A 19,822-nucleotide genomic window follows, 5' to 3' on the forward strand; every position below is an offset into this window, starting at 1 on the left:
TTCCGCTCGCGCGGCCTAACGGCTAACAACATCGGATGGACCAGATTGTCATTCGCGGTGGCCGCCGCCTGCAAGGCCGCATCCAGATTTCCGGCGCCAAGAATGCCGCGCTCACGTTGATGCCGTGCGCGCTGCTCACCGATGAGCCGCTCACCCTGCGCAACTTGCCGCGTCTCGCCGATATCGACAGTTTTGGCCATCTGCTCAACAACCACGGCCTGTCCACCACCATCGAAGGCACCAGCCCGGACGAATTCGGCCGGGTGATGACGGTGCGCGCCAACCGCATCACCTCCACGGTCGCGCCCTATGATATCGTCCGCAAGATGCGCGCCTCCATCCTGGTGCTGGGGCCGCTGCTCGCCCGCGCCGGCGAAGCCACCGTGTCGCTGCCCGGTGGCTGTGCCATCGGCAACCGCCCGATCGATCTGCATCTGAAGGCGCTGGAACATCTTGGTGCCGAAATCGAACTCGCCGCCGGCTATGTGAAGGCGACCGCACCCAAGGGCGGGCTGCCCGGCGGGCGTTATGTGTTCCCGGTGGTATCGGTGGGGGCCACCGAAAATGCCGTGATGGCGGCTGTGCTGGCCAAGGGGCCGTCGATCCTGGAAAATGTCGCGCGCGAACCGGAAATTGTCGATCTGTGCAACTGCCTGGTGGCGATGGGGGCGAAGATCGCCGGCATAGGCACTGAAAAATTGACGATCACCGGCGTGAAGGAATTGCATGGCGCCACCTATGCGGTGATGCCGGACCGTATCGAGGCCGGCAGCTATGCCTGCGCCGCGGCCATCACCGGCGGCGAGATCGAGCTGGTCGGCGCATCGCGGCACGATCTGGGCGTGACGCTGGACATGCTGCACGAAGCCGGCATCGACACCGAGGAAACGCCCGACGGCATCATCGTGCGCCGCGATGGCCCGATGCGCGGCATCAATATTTCCACCGCGCCCTATCCGGGTTTCGCCACCGACATGCAGGCGCAGTTCATGGCGATGCTCGCCGTGGCCGATGGTGCGTCGTTGCTGACCGAAACCATCTTCGAAAACCGCTTCATGCACGTGCCGGAACTGGCGCGCATGGGGGCGGATATCACCGTGCGCGGCCGCAGTGCGGTGGTGCGCGGCGTGCCGCGTCTCACTGGCGCGCCGGTGATGGCCACCGATCTGCGCGCCTCCATGAGCCTGGTGCTCGCTGGCCTGGCCGCGGAAGGCGAAACGACGGTGGCGCGTGTCTATCACCTCGATCGCGGTTACGAGCGGCTGGAAGAGAAATTGCAGGCTGTGGGCGCCGATATCGAGCGCATCGGTGATGGCTGACCCCGGGTCGCTGCCCGGGGCAGGCCGTCTCGCCCTGCTGGGCCACGACCCCGGCGACATCGAAACATTCTCGGCTTTGTTGCAAGACGCAACGCTCAGGCTGGCCGACGTCGGCTATGACCGCAAGGCGCGGCGGCTGGTGTGCCTGGTCAACCGCTATCGCCGCGAGACAGGCGCGCCGAGCCGCATTCGCTGTGCCTTGCGCGTGGAAACGGTGCAGGCCGTGCAGCGCGCCGGCTGGTCCAGCGATGCGGAGGCGGTGACGGTGATCCTGTCCCTCACCCAAGATGGCGATTGGCTGGTGATCACCTGCGCCGCCGGCATCGCCCTGCGCGCCCGCATCGAAGTGCTGGACCTGGTGCTGGAGGATATGGGCGCGCCGTGGGCGACCACGCGCGTGCCGCAGCACGATTGATCAGGCAGGCTTGGCGAAACGCCGCCCCACCAACCACAATAGCAGCATCGCCACCAACGACTTCACCAGCGCCCCCGGCAGCAGCACTGCCAGCGCCGCCAGATCACCGCCGCGCAAGCCAATCACGGCGCCGCCCAGCACCAGCAACAGGCCATGGCCGGCCAGCATCAGCAGCAACGTCGGCCGCCAATGCCAGCCCGGTTGCCACCGCATCGCCAGCCGGCTGGCAAGCGGCAGCGCGATCAGAAACCCCGCGCTGAAGCCACTCATCGCGCCGATGCCGCCCTTCATGCCGGCCAGCACCGGCAGGCCCAGCGCCGCCAGCCCCAGCCAGGCAATCACCCCGGCCACGCCCGCACCGCCGGCCAGCGCGCCGGCCAGCACGACGATCAGCGATTGCAGGGTGATCGGCACCGCGCCCAACGGCAACGCCAGCGGCGCCGACGCGCACAAGGCTGCGCAGGTGCCGATGGCACCGGGGAGGGCCGAAATCGGGCGCTTCATCAGTCGCCGGCGGTAACGCTGCCGGTTTTCTTCATCGCGCCGGCCACTTCGGGCGGCATGTAATTCTCGTCATGCTTGGCCAGGATATTGTCGGCAGTGAACAGGCCCGTCTTGGGATCGATCTTGCCTTCGGCGATCACGCCTTGCCCTTCACGGAACAGATCGGGCAGGATGCCGGTGTAGGTGACGGGCACCGTCTGCTTCATGTCGGTGACGGTGAAGCGCACGGTGGCGCCATCACGCACCAGACTGCCTTCCTGCACCATCCCGCCCAGCCGGATCGCCGCGGTCGGTGCCGGCCCGCTGGCCAGATCGGCGGGGGCATAGAAATAGGTGGCCTTTTCGCCGAGCGTCGAAAACGCCAGCACGCCAGCGCCGCCCAGCGCACCCAGCGCACCGACCACCAGCCACAGGCGTTGATGTTTGGCTTTCATTTGCGCCTCGACTCCTCGGCCTTTTTCTCGGCGCCGCGCATGGACAGGAACGCCCACACCAGCAGCCCGATCAGCCCAACCAATGTCAAAGCATAGGCCGGCCAGATGAAATTCGCCCACAAATCGGGCCGTGCAACCACGCCGTCCATCACGCAATCGCCTCAGCCAGCCGCCGGCTGCGCGCATCGATGCGCTGCTGCGCCAGCATCGCCCGCATCCGCATCAGCACGATGGCGGCAAACAGGAAGGTGAACCCGCCCACCGACAGCAGCAGCGGCGTCAGCAGTTCCGGCGCGATCGAGGATTTGGCATTCACCACCGAAATCGAGCTGCCCTGGTGCAGCGTGTTCCACCATTCCACCGAATATTTGATGATCGGCAGGTTGATCACCCCCACCAGCGCCAATATGGCGGCAGCCCGGCTCTCACCGCCCTTTTCGGCCTCGCTGGCACTCAGCGCCAGATAGCCCAGATAGAGGAACAGCAGCACCAGCATCGAGGTGAGCCGGGCGTCCCACACCCAGTAAGTGCCCCACGTCGGTTTGCCCCACAGCGCGCCCGATACCAGGCAGATGGCGGTGAACGCCGCGCCGGCCGGGGCAATGGCGCGAGCGGCAATCGTCGCCAGCGGGTGGCGCCAGATCAGCGCCGTCGCCGATGCAATGGCCAGCCCCAGATAGCCGCCAGCGCCCAGCCAGGCGGCGGGCACATGCACATACATGATGCGCACGCTTTCGCCCTGCTGATAATCCGGCGGGCTGGCGAACAGGCCGATCCACAGGCCGGCCGCGGTCAGCGCCAGGCCGAGCAGCGCCACGATGGGCGTTGCAACACGGGCGATCTTCAGGAATCGCGCGGGGTTCGCATAACGGTGCACGTCGGCGTTCTAGCAGAAGGTTGCGGGCAGGGAAGGGGGCGCAGTGGCGCGCCTCACCAGCTTGTCGTGCGCAGGCTCCAGCCATCGCCCACGAACATGCGGGTCACCTTGCCGTCCTGTTCCTCGAACCGCACCACTTCGCCCACCGCACCGCCGCCGGTTGGCGCCACCAGCCTGAAACGGCCGTCGCCCAGCGGCTCCAGCACCGTCTTGGCTTCGGCCGCCGTGGTCATGGCTGGCAGCAACGCCAATTGCCCGTTCAACAATACCACCTGCGTCGTGCCATTGTCATAGGGGCTGCGATACAGGCCGGCAAAGCGCGCCCAGGCCGGGTCCCATTGCGGGGTGGTCTTGGGCTTGGCGGCCTTGGCCACCGCTTCGCCCACCGTGGCCAGCAACTGGTTGGCGATATCGCCGGGATTGCTGTCGTTGGTGTTGGTCAGCACGATCACGCCCACCTTGTCGTCGATCTGCGCCCGCGTCATCGTGGTATTGCCCGGATAGCCGCCGCCATGGCCCACATAGGTGCGGCCCTTGAAGCGGTTATGATCAAAGCCCAACCCGGAGCCGCTTTCCCAATTCTCGTCCACCGATCGCACCCGCAGCGCCTCGCGCCACGACCCGGCCGACAGCACATTGTTGCCGCCGGCCGTTGGCGCGCGCCGGAACTGGGCGGAGATGAACTTGGCCAGATCGGCCACATTGCTGGTCATGCCGGTTGCCGCCGCCATCCCCCTGGCGTCCACGAACGGCAGCACCCGCCGCGTGCCGGCCGGCGTGCGCGACGCATAGGGCGTGGCCAGGCCGGGATCGGGCTTGTCGATGCTGGTCGCGGTCATGTCGAGCGGGGTCAGGATATTGGCCTGCACATAATCGGCCCATTTTTGCCCGCTGATCTTTTCCACCACCAGGCCGGCGATGGCAAAGGCGAGGTTGCTGTATTTCCAGCGCGTCTGCGGTGGGAAAGCAGCCTGGCGCCCGGCCATCAGTTTCTGCAGTTCGGCTTCGGTCGGGAAATCGAAGCTGGCCCAATGATCGCCGGCCTCACGCTGCAACCCGCTGCTGTGCGACAATAATTGCTCGATGGTGATCGGGCCATCGTCCGGCCCGGCCGGCTGCATCGTGAACCACGGCAGATGTTTGGCCACCGGATCATCGAGCCGCAATTTGCCGGCCTCGCGTAGTTGCAGAATGGCGATGGCGGCGAACAATTTGCTGTTGGACGCGATCCTAAACCGCGTGTCGGCGGTCATCGGTTTCTTCGCGGCCACATCGGCAAAGCCGAAGCCGTGGCTCCAGATCAATTGCTGATCCTGCACCACGCCCACCGCGACGCCGGGCAGCCCGCGATAGGCCATCTGCCCTTCCAGCCAGGCACTGAACAGCCGCGTGGCGGCCTGCACATCGGCATTGGCGGCGATTTCGGCGGCCGGCGGTGCGGTCTGGGCAAGGGCAGGCGCGCTGGCGAGCAGAAGAGCGATAGCGATATATTTCATGGATGGTCCCCCGGTTGTGGGGACAGGCTAGCAGGTTGGTGCTGGCCGCCAAGCCCCACCCCCAGCCCCTCTTGGCTGCGGGAGGAGAACCGTTTGGTTCAGGCTCAACCCGCTCCCCTCCCGCAGCCAAGAGGAGTTGGGGGTGGGATTTCCTACCCCAACCGCGCCAATGCCGCCGCCAGCCGCTCCGCCTCGGCGCTGCGTGCCGCATGATCCTCGCGCGCCTTCTCCACCGCTTCGGGCTTGGCCTTTTCGGTGAAGCCGGGATTGCCGAGCCGCCCGGCCAGCGCATCGCGTTCCTTGGCCGCGGCAGCCAGCGCCTTTTCCAGCCGGGCCTTTTCAGCGGCCAGATCGATCACATCGCCGATGGGGATCAGGAACGTCGCTTCGCCATGCACCAGTTGCAGGCGGCCACCGGTCGCCACATCGCCGGCGCTCACCCGCGCCATGCGCTCCAGCGCGGCGGCATTGTTCGCCAGCCTTGTCGCGGTTTCCGGCGAAGCGCCCTCCACCGCAAACGGCAGCTTGGCCGATGGCGGCACATTCACTTCGGTGCGCGCCGAACGGATTTCACTGATCAACCCGATCAGCCAATCGATGTCGCTGCTGGCCGCCGCGTCTTCGGGCAGCGCATCGGTGGGCACCCACTGCGCCAGGATCAGATCATCGCGCGTCCCCAACTGGTGCCACAATTCCTCGGTGAGGAACGGCATCACCGGGTGCAGCATCACCAATATCTGATCGAGCGCCCAGCCGGCCACCGCGCGGGTTTCGGCCGCCACGGCTTCATCAGCCCCTTCCGCCAACAACGGCTTGATCAGTTCCAGATACCAGTCGCAAAACCGGCTCCACACCAGCCGGTAGATGGCATCGGCATAGGCATCGAAGCGGAAATCGGCGATGGCCTGTTCCAGCGCGCGGGCGGTGGCTTTCACCTCGCCGATGATCCAGCGATTGACCGGCTGGGTCGCGGCTGGCGGCAGGATATCGGGATGGCCGGCGATGCCGTTCATCTGGGCAAAGCGCGCCGCATTCCACAGCTTGGTGGCGAAGTTCCTGTACCCCTCGATGCGGCTCTCGTTCAGCTTGATGTCGCGCCCCTGGGTTTCCATCGCGGTGAGGGTGAAGCGCAGCGCATCGGCGCCATATTTGTCGATCAGGCCGAGCGGATCGACGGTGTTGCCCTTGGATTTGCTCATCTTCTGGCCCTTGGCGTCGCGCACCAGGCCGTGGCAATAAACGGTGCGGAACGGCACTTCGCCTTGGAAATGCAGCCCCTGCATCATCATGCGGGCCACCCAGAAGAAGATGATGTCAAAGCCGGTGACGAGCACATCACCGGGATAATGGCGGGCGAGATCGTTCGTCTTCTCTGGCCAGCCGAGCGTGCCGAACGGCCACAGCGCGGATGAGAACCAGGTGTCGAGCACGTCCTCGTCACGGGTCAGCACCACATTGCCAGCAAGGGCCTGCGCTTCGGCCTCGCTCTCCGCCACGAACACCCGGCCATCGGGGGCATACCACGCCGGAATCCGGTGCCCCCACCACAATTGGCGGCTCACGCACCACGGCTGGATATTCTCCATCCAGTTGAAATAGGTTTTTTCCCAGGTCTTCGGCACGAACTGCGTGCGGCCATCCTGCACCGCAGCCAGCGCATCCTTGGCCAGTTCGGCAGCGTTCACATACCATTGGTCGGTCAAGTAAGGCTCGATCACCACGCCGCTGCGATCACCATAGGGCACCTGATGGCGGTGCGGCTCCACCTTGTCGAGCAGGCCGAGTGCATCGAAATCCGCCACCACCTTCTCGCGCGCGGCTTCGCGGGTCAGGCCGCGATAATCGGGCGGGCAGGTGTCGGCCATGGTGGCATCGGGGTTCATCAGGTTGATCAGCGGAATCCCGGCGTCGGCGTGGCGCTGATACACGGCGAAATCGTTGAAATCATGCGCGGCGGTGATCTTCACGGCGCCGGAACCGAAATCGGATTCCACCATCGGATCGGCGATGATCGGGATCAGGCGATCAACCAGCGGCAACCGGCAGCGCGTGCCGACCAGATGGCGATAGCGTTCATCATCGGGGTGCACGGCCACGGCGCCATCGCCCAAAATCGTTTCAGGCCGCGTCGTGGCGACGGAGATGAAGCCGCTGCCGTCCTCCAGCGGATAGCGGATATGCCAGAGATGCCCGTTCACTTCGCGATACTCGACCTCCAGATCGGAAATCGCGGTTTTCAACTTCGGGTCCCAGTTCACCAGCCTTTTGTCGCGATAGAGCAGGCCCTGATTATACAGCTCCACGAACACCTTGATCACGGCCGTGTTGAAGCCGTCGTCCATCGTGAAGCGTTCATTGGCCCAATCGCAACTCGCCCCCAGTCGGCGCAACTGGCCGGTGATGGTGCCGCCGGATTCGGCCTTCCATTCCCACACTTTTGCTTCGAACGCGGCGCGGCCCATGGCGGTGCGGCTGGGCTGTTGTGCTTCGGCCAGGCGGCGTTCCACCACCATCTGGGTGGCGATGCCGGCATGATCGGTGCCGACAATCCAGCGCGCATCGCGGCCATTCAGCCGGTGCCAGCGGATGAGAATATCCTGCAGCGTGTTGTCGAGCGCGTGGCCGATGTGCAGACTGCCAGTGACGTTCGGCGGCGGGATCACGATGGTGAAGGGCTTTGCATCCGGCCGTTCCGGGCGGAAGCGGGCATTATGTTCCCAATGCGCATACCAGCGCTGTTCGAAACTGGCGGGGTCGAAGATGCGGTCGATCATGGGCAGGCGATAGCCGCTGGTGCGGCCGTGGGAAAGCCCGGCCTATAATTTGCCGGTCAGCCGGCGGATTTCCTCACGCGCCAGTTTCTCGACGATTTCCGGCATCTTGGCGTCCAGCCACGCCTTGATGTGCGGGGCCAGCATGTCGCGGATCAGCGCGTCCAGCGTGATGGTGGCGGTTTCCGGCGGCAGCGTCACATTGGCCAGCGGCACGATTTCGGCCGGTTCGTCCTCGGGCGGTGGTGCGGGAGTCGGTTCCGGTATTGCGTCCGGCCCGGTGACGCGCGCGCGGATCGAAGCCAGAATCGCGTCGATGGAGGCCGGTTGCTCGCTCATGGCTGCGAATCGTAAGCCAATGTCCGGCAAACGGCCAGAGGCGGGCAGCCGATCAGAAGGCGAACTCGCGGGCCTGGGCAAAGCCCGGCAGCGGCGGGGCGGCCATTTCGATGAAGGGTAGCCCGGCCGGCGCGCCCGCTGGCGTCAACGGGCCGACAAAGCCGCGACCGACCCCGCCCTGGCGCAGCACGGCGGCGATGCGGCCGCCCGGCGCCAATTGCGCGGCCAGCGCCGGCGGCACGATCTCGATGCTGCCTTCGAACAGGATCAGATCATAAGGCGCCGCCGCCGCCCAACCGCTGGCCAGCGGGCCAACAACGCTGGGCACGCCAGCGGTTTCGGCCAGCGCGGCATCACATTCCAGCGCGGTCACTGCTGCGCCGATATGGGTCAGGATCGCTGCGGAATAGCCGGTGGCGCTGCCCACCACCAGCACGCGCTGGCCCGGCTGCACGCCGGCATGCTGCAACAATAGCGCCAGCGCCAGCGGTGCCAGCAGATGGCGGCCCGGCGCCACTTCATGGGCAGCATCGGCATAGGCCAGCCCGGCAAGGGAAGGCGGCAGGAAACCCTCCCGCGGGATATCGGCAAAGGCGGCCAGCACGGCGGCATCGGTGACCGCAACGGTCTTCAACTGGGTGTCCACCATGGTCTGGCGTTGGAGTGCAGAGCCGGTCGTTGTCATGGCCGCGTCTTTGCCCTGCGGCGGCGTGCCGCGCAATGATGATGTTGGCCCAGATGTTGCGATGCGACATTCGCTCGGCGGGTGGGGGCGCAATACCCCCCCTCCGATAGACCATTGCCGTCCGCCCCCCACCTTGCTAGGGCAACCGGCCACGTCCGAGGCCCGATGGCGGAGTGGTGACGCAGCGGACTGCAAATCCGTGCACCCGAGTTCGATTCTCGGTCGGGCCTCCAGATGTTGACGTCACCAACGCCGTCGCCGCTCCCCGGCGATCAGGGCCGGCGCAGCGCCCGCCCGCCGAAGGTGACGATGCTTTGCGCGCCGCTGGCCGACAGGGCCGACACGCCAAAGAACGTGTCGTCCACAATGATGTCCTTCAACACGGTTTCGGTCGCGCCGGCTGGCACGTCGCGGCTCTGCGTCCAATCCTGGGCATCGTTGCGGCGCCAGTGCACGCGATAGCCGGCGGCACCGGGCACGGCATCCCACACTACCTTGGTATCGCTGCCCACCGCACCGTTCAGCGCGACATTGCCGGGCGCAGCCGGGGCCGATGCCAGCCGCTGGATCGCCGCCACATTGATCGCGGTCACCTTGGCCAGATAGGGGAAGTCCATCTTGTCGATGGTGTCGCCATATTCGATGCCGTTTTCGGTGCGCAGATCCTGGTGCTGCTGGTTGTAATTCTCGATCCCTACTGAAAAACGCACCGCCGGGAAGCCCAGCCGCAGGAAGGGTTCATGATCACCGCCGCGGCCGAACCGATCCGGCCGGCGATCGACAAACACATCCAGGCCGCCCTTGATGCTGCCCGCGACCTGGTCGATCGCCTTGGCCAGCGCGCGGCTGGGGCCGTCATCCTCACCACCATTGCCGCGGCGCAGCGCCTGTTCCGCCTGCGATTCGGAAATGCGGATGCCTTCGGAAAACACCCGCACCCGGTCGGCGACGCGGCTGCCATTCTGGCCCACCGTGTTGCCGACGATATCGTTGTTGAGCACCGCGCTCACCACCCAACCGCGATCCCGGGCAGTTTCGGCCAGCAAGGTGCCGCCGAGCAAGCCCTGTTCTTCGCCGGACAGCGCCGCATAGATGATGGTGGCATCGAATTTCTGCTTCGACAGCAGGCGCGCCGCCTCGATCACCAGCGCCACGCCCGACGCATCGTCGTTGGCGCCCGGCGCATCACTGGTGGCGTTCATCGGATCCGAAACGCGGCTGTCGATATGGCCCTGCACGATCACCACGCGGTTCGGGTCGCGGCCCTGCTGCACGCCGAGCACGTTGATCACCCTGGCGCCAGCCGGTGCGCGATCGTTGGTGAACACGCGTTCGATGGTCTGCACGCTGATGCAGCCGCCGCAGCCTGCCCCGATCTTCTCCATCTCGCTGGCGTACCAGCGCCGGGCAGCGCCGATGCCGCGCGTCGGGTGATCGGGATCAGACAGCGTGTGGCGGGTGCCAAAGCCGACCATCGTGGCGACATCGGCCTTCAGGCGGGCAGGGTCGGGCGCCGTCTGCGCCATTGCCGTGGCCGGCAACAGGGTGGCTGCCAACGCCAGCGTCAGAATCTTGTGCATGTCTTTTGTCTCTTCGTTCAGGGATGTTCGCGGATGTGCCGTTCCAGATCGTCGAAAAACCGCTCCAGATTGTGCAGCACCATCATCTTGAACTCGTAATTCACATCCGGCGAGGTGCTTTCGATGATCGGGCTTTCATCGACCTTCTCGGTATAGGCCTTGGCGATGGTCTGCACATAATCGCCGGTCAGGCTGATCTCGCCCATCTTGTCGAGGATGCGCAACTGCACGATCATGATCTGGCGGACCAGCATTTCCAGCGCGGTGATGCGCGACACGGTGGCGATCGCATCCAGCTCGACGTCGTCTGCGGAGTCTTCCTCGTCCATCCGCTCAACATGCCCGGATTCGGCTGACCGCGCAAAGCCTGTTGCCCGTTTGCATCGCTTCCGGCAGGGCAGTGGCATGGCTCGCACCCTTCACGCCGCAATCGAAACCTTTCCCGTCCGCGGCAGCTTCACCATCGCGCGCGGCGCCAAGACCCATGTCGATGTGGTGGTGGCCACAGTGCGCGATGGGGATATCGTCGGCTGCGGCGAAGGCACTGCCATCTATTACCTGGGTGACAGCGCCGAGGCGGCATTGGCCGCCCTCAACGCCATCGGCAACCGCATCAACGATCTGCGCCGCCCCGATCTGCTTGATCTGCTGCCTGCCGGCGCTGCCCGCAATGCCCTCGATTGCGCGTTGTGGGATCTGGAGGCCAAACAGGCCGGCACACGTGTCTGGCAGATGCTTGGCCTGCCCAAACCGCAGCCGATGCTCACCGCCTACACCATCAGCCTGGCGGACCCGGCCACCATGGCCGCCGCCGCCACCGTCGCACGCGGCCGCGAGCTGCTGAAGGTCAAGCTTGGCGGCGGCGACGGCCCCGCCGGCGATATCGAGCGGATCACCGCCGTGCGCCGTGCTGCACCCGATGCCCGGCTGATCGTCGATGCCAATGAAGCCTGGGGCGGCACCGATATCGAACGCACCTGCGCTGCGCTGGCCCGGCTGGATGTCGAGCTGGTTGAACAACCGGTCCCCGCCGGCCGCGATGCCGAACTCGATCATGTCCGCGCTGCCGTGCCGCTGGCCGCCGACGAAAGCTGCCACACCCGCGACAGCCTGGATGCAATCGTCGGCCGCTATCGCTTCATCAACATCAAGCTCGACAAGGCCGGTGGCCTCACCGAGGCGCTGGCGCTGCGCCACGCCGCCGCCACGCGTGGGCTGGGGGTGATGACAGGGTGCATGCTGAGCACATCATTGGCCATTGCGCCGGCCTTTCATGTCGCGATGCAGGGCAGCTATGCCGATCTTGATGGGCCGTTGTTGATCCACGATCGCCCGCACGGCTTGCGGTTTGATGGCAGCGACGTGTTCCCCCCCGATGCGGCACTTTGGGGCTGATGGTCAATTGCCGCGCGAACGCCTATCCTGAACGCAGATGATCCGTCCCGACGCCATTGCCAACCGCCGTGCGGTGATCGACCGCCGCGCACTCGCCGACAGCCTGGCCGACGGGCTGGCGCGCTGCAGCGATTTTGCCGCGCGCCGGGCGCTGCTGGCCGATACGCTGCGCGGCGCCTTGCTGGCCGGCCGCACCGAAATCGCCGAGCGGCTGGAGGCGCACCCCGGCCGCGGCCTTGAACTGGCGGCCGCACAAAGCTTCCTCACCGATCAGTTGCTGCGCCTGGCCTGCGACACGGTGGTGTCCAGCCTTTATCCGCTGGCCAATCCGACCCAGGCCGAACGGCTCGCGCTAGCGGCGGTCGGTGGCTATGGCCGCGGCCAGATGGCGCCATTTTCCGATGTCGATATCGTGTTCATCACGCCGTGGAAACAGACGCCATGGGGTGAACAGGTCATCGAAACCCTGCTCTATCTGCTGTGGGACCTGGGCCTGAAGGTCGGCCACGCCACCCGCAGCCTCGATGATGTCGTGCGGCTGGCCAAGGCCGACATGACCATCCGCACCGCGTTTCTGGAAACCCGCTTCGTCTGGGGCGATCAGGCGCTGTTTACCGAAGCCACCACGCGGTTTCGCCGCGAAGTCGTCGCCGGCACCGCGCGGGCGTTCGTGGCCGAGAAACTCGCCGAACGCGAAACCCGCCACAAGCGCATGGGCGACAGCCGCTATGTCGTCGAACCCAATCTGAAGGAAGGCAAGGGCGGCCTGCGCGATCTGCACGCGCTGTTCTGGATCGGGCGTTATCTGCACGAAGTCGATGGCGTGATCGAGCTGGTCGACAAGGGGCTACTGACCGCGGCCGAATTCCGCCAGTTCCGCCGCGCCGAAAGCTTCCTGTGGTCGGTGCGCTTCATGCTGCACCAGATCACCGGCCGCGCCGAGGAACGGCTGACCTTCGATGTGCAGCGCGAGCTTGCCGCCCGCCTGCGCTATGCGTCGCGCGAAAGCATGAGCGCGGTCGAACGCTTCATGCGCCATTATTTCCTGATGGCCAAAACCGTGGGGGACCTGACCGGGCTGTTCCTCGCCCACCTTGATGAATCGACCGCGCGCCTGTCCTGGCTGCCCAGCCTCACCCGCCGTCCGTCCCGGCTGAAGGGCTTCACGCTCCGTCGCGGCCAGATCGGCCTGCCGAGCGATGATTTCTTCCGCGCCGATCCGGTGCGGCTGCTGGAGATGTTCGCGCTGGCCGACAGCGAAGGCCTGACCATCCATCCGGTCGCCATGCGCACGGCGGCGCGCGATGCCGTGTTGATCGACGATCGCGTTCGCCGCGACAAGACCGCCAACGCGCTGTTCCTTGGCGTGCTGACCAGCCCGCGCGATCCCGAAGCCGTCCTCAGGTCGATGAACGAAGCCGGCGTGTTCGGGCGTTTCGTGCCGGATTTCGGGCGGGTCGTGGCCCAGATGCAGTACGACATGTATCATCACTATACCGTCGATGAGCACACGATCCGCGCCATCGGCCTGGTGGCCAAGATCGAACGTGGCGATCTGAAGGCCGAACACAGCCTGTCCAGCGCCATCATTCACCAGCTGAACGATCGCCGCCTGCTGCATGTCGCGGTGCTGCTGCACGATATCGCCAAGGGGCGCGGCGGCGATCACAGCCTGCTCGGCGCCGATATCGCACGGCGGCTGTGCCCGCGGTTCGGCCTGAAACCCGCCGAAACCGAAACCGTGGCCTGGCTGGTGGAATATCATCTGTTGATGAGCCGCACCGCCTTCAAGCGTGACCTCAGCGATTTCAAGACGATCCTGGATTTCGCCGCCGCGGTCGCCAGCCCGGAACGGCTGCGGCTGCTGCTGCTGCTGACCATCGTCGATATCCGGGCGGTCGGGCCCGGTGTGTGGAACGGCTGGAAAGCGCAATTGCTGCGCGAGCTGTACGAAGCCGCCGAGGAAGTGCTGCGCCTGGGCCACAAGCAATCCGGCCGCGCCGAACGCATCGCCGGTCGCCAGCAGGCACTGCGCGCCGCGCTGGATTGGCCGGATGATCGCTTTGCCGCCTATGTGCACCGCCTGCCCGACAGTTACTGGATCGCCGAAGCGCCCGATGTGCTGATCGCCAACGCCGCGCTGGTTGCGCAAGCCGATGACGGCGAACAAGATGATGCTGATGCCGGCTCGGCCGACGACGCCGCACCTTTGGCAATCGCCTGCACGCCTGATCCAACGCGCGGCACCACATTGGTATCCGTCTATGCCACCGATCACCCCGGCCTGTTCTATCGCATTGCCGGCGCCATCAGCCTGGCCGGCGGCAATATCTTTGATGCGCGCATCCACACCACGCGTGATGGCATGGCGATCGACAATTTCGTCGTGCTCGACCCGCTCGGGCAGCCGTTCGCGGAGGCCTCGCAACTCGCCCGGCTGAAACGCAGCATCGAAGATGTGCTCACCGGCCGCATCCGCCTCGCCGATCGGCTCGCCGCCCGCCCGCTGGCGCGCCGCAAGGCCGAATTGTTCGGCGTGGAGCCGCGCGTGCTGATCGATAACAAGGCCAGCAACCGTTACACGGTGATCGAGGTCAACGCCGCCGATCGCCCGGCGCTGCTGTTCAGCCTGACCAACGGCCTGTTCCAGAACCGCCTGACCATCCACAGCGCCCATGTCGCCACCTATGGCGAAAAGGCCACCGACACATTCTATGTCACCGACCTCACCGGTGCCAAGATCGACAATCCGGCCCGGCTGAAACAACTGGAAAAACGCCTGCTGGCGCTGGCCGGCGGTGCGCCGCCGCGGGTCGAGGCGTTGGCGGAAGCCGCCGAGTAGCCTAGCCCAGTGGCGCTTCGGCGGCGCTGTTCGGCCTATCGTCGGGCACGTCGGGATTGCCGAAATAGGCCGCCGCCATGAAGATCACCGCCAGCAGCACCGAAGCCATCAGCACATAACGCACCTTGTTGCCCGTCCGCCCGGCACGGGCATCGTCGGTAGCGATCCGTTCGGGTGGTTCGGGTGAATTGATCGGGATTCTGGTCATGAACGGTGTAACGCCGCTGGGCTGATATGGTTCCCCGGCATCTGCGCGCATGTAACCTGTTGACGCTGGCCTGTTGACGGTGGCGGCCCCGCGTGGCTTGAAGCGGCGGACGGAGGACAAGATGACAAAGGCGCCAAATAACCGACCTGGGGTAAATGATTGGGCCGCGATGGCCGCCAAGGAAGTGAAGGGCGCCGATCTCGATTGGGCGACGCCGGAGGGCTTCACCGTCAAGCCGCTCTATACGGAGGCTGATACCGAAGGCTGGGATCCCGGCCTGCCCGGCTTTGCGCCGTTCACCCGCGGCGTGCGCGCGTCGATGTATGCCGGGCGGCCGTGGACGGTGCGCCAATATGCCGGATTCTCCACGGCCGAGGAATCCAACGCCTTCTATCGCCGCAATCTGGCGGCCGGGCAGAAGGGCCTGTCGGTCGCCTTCGATCTGGCCACCCACCGCGGCTATGATTCGGATCACCCGCGCGTGTCGGGCGATGTCGGCAAGGCCGGCGTGGCGATCGATACCGTGGAGGACATGAAGATATTGTTCGACGGTATCCCGCTCGATCAGATGTCCGTCTCGATGACGATGAACGGCGCCGTGATCCCCTGCCTGGCGTTTTTCATCGTCGCGGCCGAGGAAGCCGGCGTGCCGCAGGCCAAGCTGGATGGCACCATCCAGAATGACATTCTGAAGGAGTTCATGGTCCGCAACACCTATATCTATCCGCCGGAACCCTCGATGCGCATCGTGGCGGACATCATCAGCTACACGGCGCGCAACATGCCGAAATTCAACAGCATTTCCATTTCCGGCTATCATATGCACGAGGCCGGGGCGACCGCGCTGCAGGAACTGGCCTTCACCCTGGCTGATGGCATGGAATATGTCCGCGCCGCGCAGAAACAGGGCCTGGATGTCGATGAATTTGCCGGGCGCCTGAGCTTCTTCTTCGCCATCGGCATGAATTTCTTCATGGAAGTCGCCAAATTGCGCGCCGCCCGCACCCTGTGGGCGCGCATCATGGCCAATTTCGGCGCGAAGGACCCGCGCAGCCTGATGCTGCGCACCCATTGCCAGACCAGCGGCGTGTCCCTGCAGGAGCAGGACCCATACAACAATGTGATCCGCACCACGATCGAGGCGCTGGCCGCGGCGATGGGCGGCACGCAAAGCCTGCACACCAACGCGCTGGATGAGGCCATCGCGCTGCCCACCGATTTTTCGGCACGCATCGCCCGCAACACGCAATTGGTGCTGCAGGAAGAAGCCGGCATCACCAAGGTCGTCGATCCGCTGGGCGGCAGTTACTATGTCGAGGCGCTGACCAAGCAGCTGGTGGACGAGGCGCAGGCCATCATCGACAAGATCGAGGGCCTGGGCGGCATGACCAAGGCCGTCGCCACCGGCCTGCCCAAGCTGGAAATCGAAGCCGCTGCCGCCGCCAAGCAGGCCGGCATCGACATGGGCGAGACGGTGATCGTCGGCGTCAACAAATACAAGCCGGCGACAACGGACGAATTCCCGGTGCTGGATGTGGACAATGTCGCGGTGCGTGCCAGCCAAATCACCCGTATCGAAGCCGTGAAGGCGGCGCGCGACAACGCCCGCGTCGATGCCGCGTTGCAGGCCTTGCGTGACGGTGCTGCCGCTGATGGCAATGTGCTGGCGCTGGCCATCGAATGTGCGCGCGCCCGCGCCACGCTCGGTGAGATTTCGGCGGCGATGGAGGATGTGTTCGGGCGGCACGTGGCGGTCGTGAAGATGGTCAAGGGCGTCTATGCCGATGCCTACAAGGCCGATCCTGCCTATGTGCGTGTGGCCGAAGGTGTTGAATCCTTCGAACGCCGCACCGGGCGCAAACCGCGGGTGCTGATCGTGAAAATGGGACAGGACGGCCATGATCGCGGCGCCAAGGTGGTCGGCACCGCGCTTGCCGATCTCGGCTTCGATGCCACGGTCGGGCCCTTGTTCCAGACGCCGGAAGAAGCCCGCGCGCTCGCGCTCGAACTCGATGTCGATCTGGTCGCGTCGTCCAGCCTCGCCGCCGGCCACAAGACTCTGGTGCCCGCGCTGATCAACGAACTGAAATCGGCGGGCCGCAGCGATATCAAGGTGATCGCCGGCGGCGTGATCCCGGCGCAGGATTATGATTTCCTGAAAAGCGTCGGCACCGTCGCCATCTTCGGCCCCGGCACCAACATCGTGGAGGCGGCGGCCGAACTGCTGCGCCTGCTCGGCCACAATCTGCCGCCGTTGGGGGAGGCGGCGGAGTGACAGGCTTGACAATATTGAGTGGTATCATAATCTGATATCATGAACAGTCGGCACAGCAAGACGCTTGCCGCCCTGCATCGCCAGCCGACGGCGGCGAATATCGAATGGGCGGCGATCGAGGCGCTGTTGCTGGCGGTTGGGTGCCAGTTGGTTGAAGGCAGCGGTTCGCGGGTGCGTTTCGTGAAGGATGCCATGGTGGAGACCTTCCATCGGCCCCATCCGGAGAAAGAGGCCAAGCGCTATCAGGTCCGCGCTGCCCGCGATTATCTGGCCCGCCTGGGAGTGACGCCGTGACCAACATCCTGACCTATCGCAATTACAGCGCCGCCGTGGAATTCGACGCCGACGATGCGCTGTTCTTCGGCCGCATCGCCGGCATTGCCGATGGCGTCAGTTTCCACGCCGACACGGTGCCCGAACTGGTCGCCGCCTTTCACGAAGCGGTGGATGATTATCTCGAAACCTGCGCCAAGCTGGGCAAATCGCCGGAGCGCCCCTATTCCGGCAAGCTGATGTTGCGTATTGATCCCGGGCTGCACGCCAGCACGGCCAAGGCGGCAGAATTGGCCGGCATGAGCTTGAACCAGTGGACCGAGCAAGTACTCCGCACTGCGGTAGGAGCCTGAAGCGATGCGCATAACCATGACCGGCCAGGCCTGCGGTGCGCATGTCACCGGCGTCGATCTGTCCGCCCCGCTCGACGGCAGCACCATCGCCGCCATCCGCGCCGCCTGGCTGCAGCATCATGTGCTGGTGTTTCCCGAACAGCATCTGTCCGACGACGCGCTGGAAGCCTTCACGCTGGCCATGGGCGGTTTCGGCGATGATCCGTTCATCGCGCCGATTCCGGGGCGCAAGCACATCATCGCCGTGGCGCGCGACGCTGATGAGACTGCGCCGGTCTTTGCCGAAAACTGGCATACCGACTGGAGCTTCCAGGCGCGCCCGCCGGCCGGCACCTGCCTCTATGGCATCACAATCCCGCCCATCGGCGGCGACACGCTGTTCGCCAACCAGCATCTGGCGCTGGACGAAATGCCCCCTGAATTGCGCGCCCGCATCGAAGGGCTGGTGGCGATCCACAGCGCGCAGAAAGCCTATGCCCCCGATGGCTTCTACGGCGCCGGCGATAAGGGCCGCTCCATGGACATTCGCCCGTCAGACGCAGCGCGCGCCACGCAGACGCATCCCTTTATCCGCAGCCATCCCGAAACCGGACGCCCCGGCCTCTTCGGCTGCCTGGGCTATATCATCGGTTTTGTCGGTATGAGCGATGCCGAGGCGCTGCCGTTGCTGACGGAACTATATCACTGGCAGGGGCAGGCGCAGTTCCAGTACCGCCATCGCTGGCAACCCAACATGCTGGTGATGTGGGACAATCGTTCGGTGCTGCACGCCGCCACCGGCGGTTATCAGGGCCATGCCCGCCGCCTGCACCGCACCACCATCGCGGCGGCGCCGTAACCGCGCCTCAGCGCCGCGGCACCCGCCCGCGGATCTGATCGAACCCCGCCTTGATCGCTGCAAAGCGCGCATCCACGCCGCTTTCGAAATCATTGTCGGTGAAGATATAGCCCCAGTCGTTCTGGATCGCCTCCACCACCAGTTCGCCGACATACAGCGGATCGACGCCATTGTTGATCGCATGGGCAAATATCGCCGCCATGTCGGCGGGCACGGCCGCCGGATCGGGCAGGGCCACCTTGCCGGCCAGGCGCTCGGGGATCGCGCGCGCACTTTCCATGATGCGGGTGCGCACGAAGCCGGGGCACAGCACCGACACACCGATGCCACGCGCCGCCAGCTTGGGCCGCAGCCCTTCCGACAACGCCACCACGCCATATTTCGTCACATTATATCCAGGCGCCACTGCCGCCACCAGGCCGGCCATCGATGCGGTGGAAACGATATGGCCGCCCTCGCCATGCGCCTCCAGCAGCGGGCCAAAGATTTCGAACCCCCACACCACGCTCATCAGGTTGACGCCGATCACCCAATCCCAGCCGGCATCATTCCAGCCGCCATAATCGCCGCCGCCGCCCACCCCGGCATTGTTGATCAGGATATGCACCTTGCCGAAGCGTTCGATGCAGGCATCGGCCGCGGCCGCGATCTCGGCCTTCAACGACACATCGGCGCGAAACCCGGCCACATCGGCATTGGTCGCCGCCAGCCGCGCCACTTCGCGGTCCAGCGCGTCGCCATCGATATCCGAAAGCATGACCTTCACGCCCGATTGCGCCAGCGCCTCGGCGATGCCCAGGCCAATGCCCGACGCCGCGCCCGTCACGAAGGCCACCTTGCCGGCCAATTGCTGCATGATCCTGATCTCCCGCGATGCTGCGCCACCATGCGACGCGGCAGTCGGGCTGAAAACTGTCAGAAGCAGGCGGCTTGGCGGCGCCCGCCGTTCATGTTATAACGCAGGTTATACAGAGCAGGAGCCAGCGCCATGCACCAGTTGAAGATCACCGCCATCGGCAACAGCGCCGGCATCATCCTGCCCAAGGAACTGCTGGCGCGGCTGGGGGTGGAGAAGGGTGACAGCATCGAACTGCACGATGACGGCCAGGGCGGGCTGCGCATCGTCAAATCCGGCGATGCCTATGCCGCCGCGATGGCGGCCGGGCTGGATTGCTTTGAGCGTTACCCGCAGACCATGGCCGATCTGGCGAAGTGATC

The 19,822-nt window shown here is 65.5% G+C and carries 21 protein-coding genes and 1 tRNA gene; 10 read left to right on the forward strand and 12 right to left on the reverse strand.

The genetic code is table 11. The annotated features are described in order from the left end of the window. Positions 1–35 precede the first annotated feature (35 nt). A complete protein-coding gene (gene murA, locus ACTIEZ_RS04975; protein ID WP_439545545.1) occupies positions 36–1,319 on the forward strand; it encodes a UDP-N-acetylglucosamine 1-carboxyvinyltransferase in 1,284 nt (427 codons plus the stop codon). Next, positions 1,312–1,734 carry a DUF2948 family protein gene (locus tag ACTIEZ_RS04980; protein WP_439545546.1) on the forward strand — a complete coding sequence of 141 codons (423 nt, stop codon included), beginning with the start codon at positions 1,312–1,314 and terminating at the stop codon, positions 1,732–1,734. Before murA ends, ACTIEZ_RS04980 begins: the two co-directional genes overlap by 8 nt. Here ACTIEZ_RS04980 and ACTIEZ_RS04985 read toward each other — a convergent pair whose 3' ends face one another. The 8 genes from ACTIEZ_RS04985 to ACTIEZ_RS05020 all read right to left on the reverse strand — a co-directional run bounded on the left by ACTIEZ_RS04985 (position 1,735) and on the right by ACTIEZ_RS05020 (position 8,840). Beyond that, the gene (locus tag ACTIEZ_RS04985) at positions 1,735–2,238 is read right to left on the reverse strand and encodes a biotin transporter BioY (RefSeq protein WP_439545547.1); all 504 of its coding nucleotides are present in this window, start codon (positions 2,236–2,238) and stop codon (positions 1,735–1,737) included. It lies immediately after the preceding gene. Then, a complete protein-coding gene (gene ccmE / locus ACTIEZ_RS04990; protein ID WP_439545548.1) occupies positions 2,238–2,672 on the reverse strand; it encodes a cytochrome c maturation protein CcmE in 435 nt (144 codons plus the stop codon). Before ccmE ends, ACTIEZ_RS04985 begins: the two co-directional genes overlap by 1 nt. Then, a complete protein-coding gene (locus ACTIEZ_RS04995) occupies positions 2,669–2,821 on the reverse strand; it encodes a heme exporter protein CcmD (RefSeq protein WP_439545549.1) in 153 nt (50 codons plus the stop codon). Before ACTIEZ_RS04995 ends, ccmE begins: the two co-directional genes overlap by 4 nt. After that, positions 2,821–3,549: a heme ABC transporter permease gene (locus tag ACTIEZ_RS05000; protein WP_439545550.1), complete on the reverse strand. Its 729-nt coding sequence runs from the start codon at positions 3,547–3,549 to the stop codon at positions 2,821–2,823. The genes ACTIEZ_RS04995 and ACTIEZ_RS05000 overlap by 1 nt, the downstream gene beginning before the upstream one ends. 53 nt (positions 3,550–3,602) lie before the next feature. Beyond that, positions 3,603–5,045 (reverse strand): serine hydrolase domain-containing protein, encoded by a 1,443-nt coding sequence (locus tag ACTIEZ_RS05005; protein WP_439545551.1) that lies wholly within the window; start codon positions 5,043–5,045, stop codon positions 3,603–3,605. 152 nt (positions 5,046–5,197) lie between these two features. After that, positions 5,198–7,819 carry a valine--tRNA ligase gene (locus tag ACTIEZ_RS05010; RefSeq protein ID WP_439545552.1) on the reverse strand — a complete coding sequence of 874 codons (2,622 nt, stop codon included), beginning with the start codon at positions 7,817–7,819 and terminating at the stop codon, positions 5,198–5,200. A 42-nt stretch (positions 7,820–7,861) separates the two neighbouring features. Further along, complete coding sequence (locus ACTIEZ_RS05015; protein WP_439545553.1) at positions 7,862–8,155, reverse strand: PopZ family protein; 294 nt, start codon at positions 8,153–8,155, stop codon at positions 7,862–7,864. Between the two features lie 52 nt (positions 8,156–8,207). Then, positions 8,208–8,840, reverse strand: a complete 633-nt coding sequence (locus ACTIEZ_RS05020; RefSeq protein ID WP_439545554.1) for a protein-L-isoaspartate O-methyltransferase family protein — start codon at positions 8,838–8,840, stop codon at positions 8,208–8,210. Positions 8,841–8,999: 159 nt separating this feature from the next. Here ACTIEZ_RS05020 and ACTIEZ_RS05025 point away from each other — a divergent pair. Next, a tRNA-Cys gene (locus ACTIEZ_RS05025) sits at positions 9,000–9,073 on the forward strand. A gap of 39 nt (positions 9,074–9,112) precedes the next feature. Here ACTIEZ_RS05025 and ACTIEZ_RS05030 read toward each other — a convergent pair. Together ACTIEZ_RS05030 and ACTIEZ_RS05035 are read right to left on the reverse strand one after the other, a co-directional pair. Then, positions 9,113–10,420, reverse strand: a complete 1,308-nt coding sequence (locus tag ACTIEZ_RS05030) for a M28 family peptidase (protein ID WP_439545555.1) — start codon at positions 10,418–10,420, stop codon at positions 9,113–9,115. Between the two features lie 17 nt (positions 10,421–10,437). Further along, the gene (locus tag ACTIEZ_RS05035; RefSeq protein ID WP_439545556.1) at positions 10,438–10,749 is read right to left on the reverse strand and encodes a hypothetical protein; all 312 of its coding nucleotides are present in this window, start codon (positions 10,747–10,749) and stop codon (positions 10,438–10,440) included. A gap of 76 nt (positions 10,750–10,825) precedes the next feature. On the opposite strand from ACTIEZ_RS05035, the gene dgcA reads away from it, so the two are divergent. Further along, complete coding sequence (gene dgcA, locus ACTIEZ_RS05040) at positions 10,826–11,815, forward strand: N-acetyl-D-Glu racemase DgcA (protein ID WP_439545557.1); 990 nt, start codon at positions 10,826–10,828, stop codon at positions 11,813–11,815. Between the two features lie 37 nt (positions 11,816–11,852). After that, positions 11,853–14,657, forward strand: a complete 2,805-nt coding sequence (locus ACTIEZ_RS05045; RefSeq protein ID WP_439545558.1) for a [protein-PII] uridylyltransferase — start codon at positions 11,853–11,855, stop codon at positions 14,655–14,657. Position 14,658: 1 nt separating this feature from the next. Here the strand turns inward: ACTIEZ_RS05045 and ACTIEZ_RS05050 are convergent, their stop codons facing one another. Next, positions 14,659–14,865, reverse strand: coding sequence for a hypothetical protein (locus ACTIEZ_RS05050; protein WP_439545559.1), 207 nt, complete (start codon positions 14,863–14,865; stop codon positions 14,659–14,661). A 169-nt stretch (positions 14,866–15,034) separates the two neighbouring features. On the opposite strand from ACTIEZ_RS05050, the gene scpA reads away from it, so the two are divergent. The 4 genes from scpA to ACTIEZ_RS05070 are packed head-to-tail and all read left to right on the forward strand — an operon-like array spanning position 15,035 to position 18,604. Continuing rightward, a complete protein-coding gene (gene scpA, locus ACTIEZ_RS05055; protein WP_439545560.1) occupies positions 15,035–17,140 on the forward strand; it encodes a methylmalonyl-CoA mutase in 2,106 nt (701 codons plus the stop codon). A gap of 39 nt (positions 17,141–17,179) precedes the next feature. Then, positions 17,180–17,434, forward strand: coding sequence for a type II toxin-antitoxin system HicA family toxin (locus tag ACTIEZ_RS05060; RefSeq protein WP_439545561.1), 255 nt, complete (start codon positions 17,180–17,182; stop codon positions 17,432–17,434). After that, positions 17,431–17,766: a type II toxin-antitoxin system HicB family antitoxin gene (locus tag ACTIEZ_RS05065; protein ID WP_439545562.1), complete on the forward strand. Its 336-nt coding sequence runs from the start codon at positions 17,431–17,433 to the stop codon at positions 17,764–17,766. The genes ACTIEZ_RS05060 and ACTIEZ_RS05065 overlap by 4 nt, the downstream gene beginning before the upstream one ends. 4 nt (positions 17,767–17,770) lie before the next feature. Then, a complete protein-coding gene (locus ACTIEZ_RS05070; RefSeq protein ID WP_439545563.1) occupies positions 17,771–18,604 on the forward strand; it encodes a TauD/TfdA dioxygenase family protein in 834 nt (277 codons plus the stop codon). A gap of 7 nt (positions 18,605–18,611) precedes the next feature. Here ACTIEZ_RS05070 and ACTIEZ_RS05075 read toward each other — a convergent pair whose 3' ends face one another. After that, a complete protein-coding gene (locus ACTIEZ_RS05075; protein WP_439545564.1) occupies positions 18,612–19,460 on the reverse strand; it encodes an SDR family NAD(P)-dependent oxidoreductase in 849 nt (282 codons plus the stop codon). 132 nt (positions 19,461–19,592) lie between these two features. Between ACTIEZ_RS05075 and ACTIEZ_RS05080 the strand changes: the two genes are divergently transcribed. Then, positions 19,593–19,820, forward strand: a complete 228-nt coding sequence (locus ACTIEZ_RS05080) for an AbrB/MazE/SpoVT family DNA-binding domain-containing protein (protein ID WP_439545565.1) — start codon at positions 19,593–19,595, stop codon at positions 19,818–19,820. Positions 19,821–19,822: the final 2 nt, after the last annotated feature.

The organism is Sandarakinorhabdus sp. (assembly GCF_051860625.1).
GTDB lineage: Bacteria > Pseudomonadota > Alphaproteobacteria > Sphingomonadales > Sphingomonadaceae > Sandarakinorhabdus.